The 6,370-nt window shown below is 75.1% G+C and carries 4 protein-coding genes; all 4 read left to right on the forward strand.

The window, feature by feature from the left end; all coding sequences use genetic code 11:
• A partial coding sequence (locus DY240_RS24705) for an ABATE domain-containing protein (protein ID WP_199702346.1) occupies positions 1-388 on the forward strand: 388 nt, incomplete at its 5' end.
• Between the two features lie 32 nt (positions 389-420).
• Positions 421-1,128: a hypothetical protein gene (locus tag DY240_RS24710; protein ID WP_199702349.1), complete on the forward strand. Its 708-nt coding sequence runs from the start codon at positions 421-423 to the stop codon at positions 1,126-1,128.
• 118 nt (positions 1,129-1,246) lie between these two features.
• Positions 1,247-2,842 carry a DNA polymerase Y family protein gene (locus DY240_RS24715; protein ID WP_199702352.1) on the forward strand — a complete coding sequence of 532 codons (1,596 nt, stop codon included), beginning with the start codon at positions 1,247-1,249 and terminating at the stop codon, positions 2,840-2,842.
• Between the two features lie 17 nt (positions 2,843-2,859).
• Positions 2,860-6,276: an error-prone DNA polymerase gene (locus DY240_RS24720; RefSeq protein ID WP_119662364.1), complete on the forward strand. Its 3,417-nt coding sequence runs from the start codon at positions 2,860-2,862 to the stop codon at positions 6,274-6,276.
• The last annotated feature ends 94 nt before the right edge of the window (positions 6,277-6,370 follow it).

The following is a 6,370-nucleotide window of genomic DNA, read 5'->3' on the forward strand; positions in this document are numbered from 1 at the left end:
GGCCGTGCGCGAGCTGCGCGACGACGTGCTCGCGGTGCTGCGAGCGGCGGCCCGGGGCGAGCCGCGGCCCGCGGCGGCCGTGCGGCGGATCAACGAGCACCTGGTGCGCCGGCCGGTGGTGCGGCTCCTGCGGCCCGAGGCGGACGGCGTGGAGCTGCGCGTGGCCGCGGACGGTCCGCCGTTGTCGGAGCTGCTCGCTACGGTGGCGGCAGCGGTGGTGGAGCTGCTCGCCGGGCCCGACGCCGGCCGGCTCGCGCTGTGCGACGCTCCCGGCTGCGGCCAGCTCTACCTGCGCGATCGCCGCAACCAGCGCTGGTGCGGCGACGCGTGCGGCACCCGCGCGCGGGTGGTCCGGCACCAGCGCCGGGTGGGCGGGCGATCGACTTGACACCTCTCGAACATGTGTTCGACGATGAGTGAGTGACGGTACGCGGACGCGACCAGGCCGAAGCGGCGCTGGCCAGAGCGGGTTTCGCCGTCCAGCCGGTGGAGCTGGTCGCGGTGCTGCCCGCCCTGCGCACGCTGCTCGGCGGGTTGCGCCGGGGCCAGGTGGTCGCGGTCGACGGGGCCGGGGTGCTCCCGCTGGCGCTGCTGGCCGGGGCCACGGCGGCCGGGGCGTGGTCGGCGGTGGTGGGGCTGCCCGAGTTCGGCGTGCTGGCGGCCTCCGACATGGGCGCCGATCTCGGCCGCGTGGTGGTCGTCGACGACCCCGGCGACCAGTGGGCCGAGGTGGTGGCGGTGCTGCTCACGTCGGTCGAGGTGGTGCTGGTGCGCCCGCCCGGCCAGGTCACCGGGCAGCTGGCCAGGCGGCTCGTCGCGCTGGCGCGGCGGCACGGGACGGCGCTGGTCTCGGTCGGCGACTGGGAGGGCGCGCAGACCCGCCTGCGGGTGGCGTCGTCGCTGTGGGTGGGGCCCGAGCACGGCGGCGGTCGCCTGCGCGGGCGGCGGGTGAAGGTCGAGGCGTACGGACGGGGTGCCGGCGCGCGGCCGCGGTCGGCGTGGCTGTGGCTGCCGGGGCCGGACGGCACGGTGTCCGGCGCCGATCTCGAGGCACTGGAGAGCGACGGGGCGCCCGCGGCCCCCCCGCACGCGACCACACGCGCAGCACACCTGGAGGTGGCCCGATGAGGGCCGGGCGACACCGGCGGGACATCGGGGGCCGGAGGTCCTCGTGGCCCGTCGGTCCAGGCCCGCGGGCAGGAGGGCGCACGATGCCGTTGCCCGGCCCGAAGGTCGAGGTGTCGCTGTGAGCCGCCGCCGGGTCCTCATCGTGTGGTGTCCCGACTGGCCGGTGGTCGCGGCCATGGCCGAGGACGACTCCATCCAGGGCGCCGAGCCGGCCGTCGTGCTGGCCGCCAACGCCGTCGTCGCCTGCAACGAGGCGGCCCGGGCCGAGGGCGTGCGGCGAGGGATGCGCCGCCGCGACGCGCAGTCGCGCTGTCCCGAGCTCAGGCTCGTCGAGCACAACCCCGACCGCGACGCGCGGATGTTCGAGCCGGTGCTGGCGGCGGTCGAGGAGCTGCGGCCGGGCGTCGCGCCGTTGCGGCCGGGGCTGCTGGCGGTGCGCGCGCCGGGCCGGTTCTACGGCGGCGAGGAGTCCGCCGGCGCGCTCATCGCCGAGCGGCTGGTCCGGGCCGGCGTGTGGGACTGCCGCATCGGCGTCGCCGACGACCTGTTCACCGCCGAGCAGGCCGCCCGGCGGGCCGGGCCGCAGGAGACCGTCGTGGTCGAGGCCGGCGGGTCGGCGGCGTACCTGCGCGAGCTCCCGGTGAGCGTCATCGACGACGACGATGTCGCGGGACTGCTCCGGCGCCTGGGGCTGCGGACGCTCGGCGACTTCGCCCGCCTCGACGCCGACGACGTCCAGGCGCGGTTCGGCGGCTACGGCGCCAAGGTGCACCGGCTGGCCCGCGGCGAGGACGAGTCCCTGCTCGGCGCCCGCACCCCGCCGCCCGACCTGGAGTGCCAGATCCGGTTCGAGCCGCCGCTCGACACCGTCGAGGCCGTCAGCTTCAGCGTCCGCCAGACCGCCGAGCGGTTCGTCGCCCAGCTGGCCGGCCGCGGGCTGGTCTGCACCGAGGTCCTCGTCGAGGCCGAGTGCGACCACGAGGTCGCGTCGTCGCGGGTGTGGGCGCACTCGCGCTGGTTCGGCGCCGCCGACCTCGTCGACCGCGTCCACTGGCAGCTGCGGGGACAGCTGCGCCACACCCAGGGCGTCACGAAGCCGGTCGAGCTGGTGAGGTTCGTCCCCGACACCGTCGAGCCGGCCGGCGCGCACGCCGCCGCGCTGTGGGGCGGCGGCACCGACGAACGCGTCGAGCGGGCGGTCGCCCGGGTCCAGGGCATGCTCGGCCCGCACGCGGTCACCGTCCCGACGGTGCAGGGCGGCCGCGCGCCGGCCGACCGGCAGGCGCTGGTCCCGTGGGGCGAGCGGCCGGTCGGGCTCCGTCCGGTCGACCTGCCGTGGCCGGGCAGCCTCCCGCCGCCGGCGCCGGTTCGCGTCTTCGCCGAGCCGCGCCCGGTGGTCGTCGTCGACGACCGCGGCCAGCTGGTGTGGGTCAGCGAGCGCGGCGTGGTCAGCGCACCGCCGGCCCGGTTCCGGGCGGTCAGACAGCCGGTCCCGGCAGGACGGGTGACGCGCCGGGCCGACGCCGTCCCGGACGGGCTCGGCGACGGCTGGCAGCCCGTCAGCGCCTGGTCCGGGCCCTGGCCGGTGGAGGAGCTGTGGTGGGAGAACCCCGCCAGCTGGGTCGCCCGCTTCCAGATCGTCACCGTCGACGGCCATGCCTGGCTGATGACCTGCGCCGACGACGGCTGGTGGGTCGAGGCCGGCTATGACTGACCACGAGGGGGCCTGACGTGGGGTGGAACAACCCGCCGATCCCCTGGGGCGAGCTCGAGCGCCGGTTGTCCGACCGGCCGACGGTGCCGCCCGAGGACGGCCCGGGGTCGCGCAAGCGCAAGCCGTACAAGCGCAAGGCCGAGGTGCGCCGCCCGGACGAGCCGGTCACGCCGTACGCGGAGCTGCACGCGCACAGCAACTTCAGCTTCCTCGACGGCGCCAGCGGGCCCGACCGCCTGGTCGAGGCGGCCATCGAGCTGGGGCTGCACGGGCTGGCGCTCACCGATCACGATGGCTTCTACGGCGCGCCGCTGTTCGCCGAGATCGCCCAGAAGTACGCCGCCGAGAACCTGCGCACCGTCTACGGCGCGGAGCTGTCGCTCGGCCTCGACGCGCCGCAGAACGGCGTCCCCGACCCCCGCGGCCGGCACCTGCTGGTGCTGGCCCGCGGCGTCGATGGCTACCACCGGCTGGCCGGGGCCATCACCGAGGCGCAGCTGCGCGGCGACGAGAAGGGCAAACCCGTCTACGACCTCGACGAGCTGGCCGACACCGGACGCGGGCACTGGCTGGTGCTCACCGGCTGCCGCAAGGGCACCGTCCGGTCCGCACTCGGCCGCAGCGGCGGCGGACCGGCCGCGGCCGCCGCGGAGCTGGACCGGCTGACGTCCATGTTCGGCCGCGACCACGTGGTGGTCGAGCTGTTCGACCACGGCCATCCCAGCGACGACGACGTCAACCGGCTGCTGGCCGGGCTGGCCGCCGACCGCGGGCTGCCCGTCGTCGCCACCAACAACGTCCACTACGCCGACCCCGGCGAGCACCGGCTGGCCTCGGCCATGGCGGCCATCCGGGCCCGGCGCAGCCTCGCCGAGATGAACGGCTGGCTGCCGGCGTGGGGCGCGGCGTCGCTGCGGACGGGCAGAGAGATGGCCGCGAAGTTCGCCGGCTACCCGGGCGCCGTCGCGCGCTCGGTCCAGCTGGCCGACGACATCGCGTTCGACCTGCACAAGGCCAGTCCGCGGCTGCCGAAGGAGCACATCCCCGAGGGGCACACGGCGATGAGCTGGCTGCGGGTCCTGGTCGACCTCGGCTTCCAGCGCCACTACCGCGGCAAGAAACACGAGCGGGAAGCCCGCGAGCGGGTCGACTACGAGCTGGCGATCATCGACAAGAAGGACTTCGCCGGCTACTTCGTCATCGTCCACGACATCGTCGCGTACGCCCGCGACGAAGGCATCCTCTGCCAGGGACGGGGCTCGGCGGCCAGCTCGGCGGTCTGCTACGCGCTCGGCGTCACCGCCATCGACCCGGTCTTCCACCGGCTGCCGTTCGAGCGGTTCATCTCCGTCAACCGCGACGAAGAGCCCGACATCGACGTCGATTTCGACTCCGACCGGCGCGAAGAGGTCATCCAGTGGGTCTACGACCGGTACGGCAGGCGCAACGCCGCCCAGGTCGCCAACGTCATCAGCTACCGCCCCAAGATGGCCGTCCGCGACGCCGCCAAGGCGCTGGGCTACTCGCCGGGGCAGCAGGACGCCTGGTCCAAGCAGGTCGACAGCTGGAGCGCGGTGGCCGAGGCCGACGCCGACGGTCACGGCATCCCGGTGCAGGTGGTCGGCCTCGCCAACCAGCTGATGCGGGCGCCGCGGCACCTGGGCATCCACTCCGGCGGCATGATCCTGACCGAGCGGCCGATCGGGCAGGTGTGTCCCATCGAGCGGGGCCGCATGGACAAACGCACCGTCCTGCAGTGGGACAAGGACGCCTGCGAGTCGATGGGGCTGGTCAAGTTCGACCTGCTCGGGCTGGGCATGCTCAGCGCGCTCAACCACGCGTTCACCCTGGTCGCCGGGCATCTCGGCGAGGCGTGGGAGCTGCAGAGCGTTCCCAAGGAGGAGCCGGCGGTCTACGACATGCTCTGCCGCGGCGACTCCATCGGCGTGTTCCAGGTCGAGAGCCGGGCCCAGATCGGGACGCTGCCGAGGCTGCGGCCGCGGGAGTTCTACGACCTCGCCATCGAGATCGCGCTGATCCGCCCCGGCCCGATCCAGGGCGGCGCCGTCCACCCCTACATCCGCCGCGCCACCGGTCAGGAGAAGGTCGAGTACGCCCATCCCGATCTCGAGCCGGTGCTCGAGCGGACCCTCGGCGTGCCGCTGTTCCAGGAGCAGCTCATGGGGATGGCCATGGCCGTCGGCGACTGCACCCCCGATGACGCCGACCTGCTGCGCCGCGCCATGGGTTCCAAGCGCGGCATCGAGCGCATCGAGAGCATCAAGGAGAAGCTGTACAAGGGCATGGCCAGGCGCGGCATCACCGGCGCGGGCGCCGACGCGCTCTACACCAAGATCCTCTCGTTCGCGAACTTCGGGTTCGCCGAGAGCCACGCGCTGTCCTTCGCCAAGCTCGTCTACGTCAGCTCCTGGCTCAAGCTGCACTACCCGGCGGCGTTCCTGGCCGCGCTCCTGCGGGCCCAGCCGATGGGGTTCTACTCGCCGCAGTCGCTGGTCCACGATGCCCGGCGGCACGGGGTCACCGTGCTGCGGCCCGACATCGCCCTGTCCGGCGCCACGGCCGGCCTCGAGCTCGAGCCCGGCGGCGACCCCCGGGCCACCGGGCGGGCCGAGTGCCTGGTCCCCGAGCACGGCCGCACCGACTGGCTCCCGGGGACCCCCGACCCCACGCCCGAGCACCGCCGCGACACCGGCTACGCGGTCCGGCTCGGGCTCGACTCCGTCCGCGGCATCAGCACCGACGTCGCCGAGGCGATCGTCGAGGCCCGCGCCGACCGGCCGTTCCGCGACCCCACCGACCTGTCCCGCCGGGCCGGCCTCGATGCCCGGCAGTTGGAGGCGCTGGCCACCGCGGGCGCCTTCGACGGTTTCGGCCTCACCCGTCGCGAGGCGCTGTGGAACGCCGGCTACGTCGAGACCGCCGACCAGCTGGAGGCCGTCACCGCGACCCCGGCGCCGCCGCCGCTGCCCGGCATGAGCGACGTCGAGCTGACCCTGGCCGACCTGTGGGCCACCTCGATCTCTCCCGACGGTCACCCGCTCGCGCACCTGCGGCCGCTGCTGCGCCGCGAGGGCATCCTCGCCGTCGACGACCTCGCCACCGCCGAGCCGAACCGCCGCGTCACCGTCGCCGGCGTGGTCACACACCGGCAGCGGCCGGGCACCGCGGGCGGCATCACGTTCCTCAACATCGAGGACGAGACCGGCATGGTCAACGTCGTCTGCGGCGGCGGGCTGTGGCAACGGCACCGGCGGGTCGCCCGCAACGCCGCCTGCATGATCGTGCGGGGCATCCTCGAGCGCAAGGACGGCGTCATCAACCTGGTCGCGGACAAGCTGGCCTCGCTGGCCGAGCTGCACCCCGAGGCCGCCCGCGCCCTGCACGCCCGGCACCGCTCCCGCGACTTCCACTGACGACGACGCCACCGGCGGCGGTGTGTGCGGCCCGCCGCCCGCCCGCTGCGCGCGCGGCCTGCCGCCGTCGGCGATCGCCCGCCGCCCGCTGCCC

It is taken from the genome of Jiangella rhizosphaerae, from assembly GCF_003579925.1.
Taxonomy (GTDB): domain Bacteria; phylum Actinomycetota; class Actinomycetes; order Jiangellales; family Jiangellaceae; genus Jiangella; species Jiangella rhizosphaerae.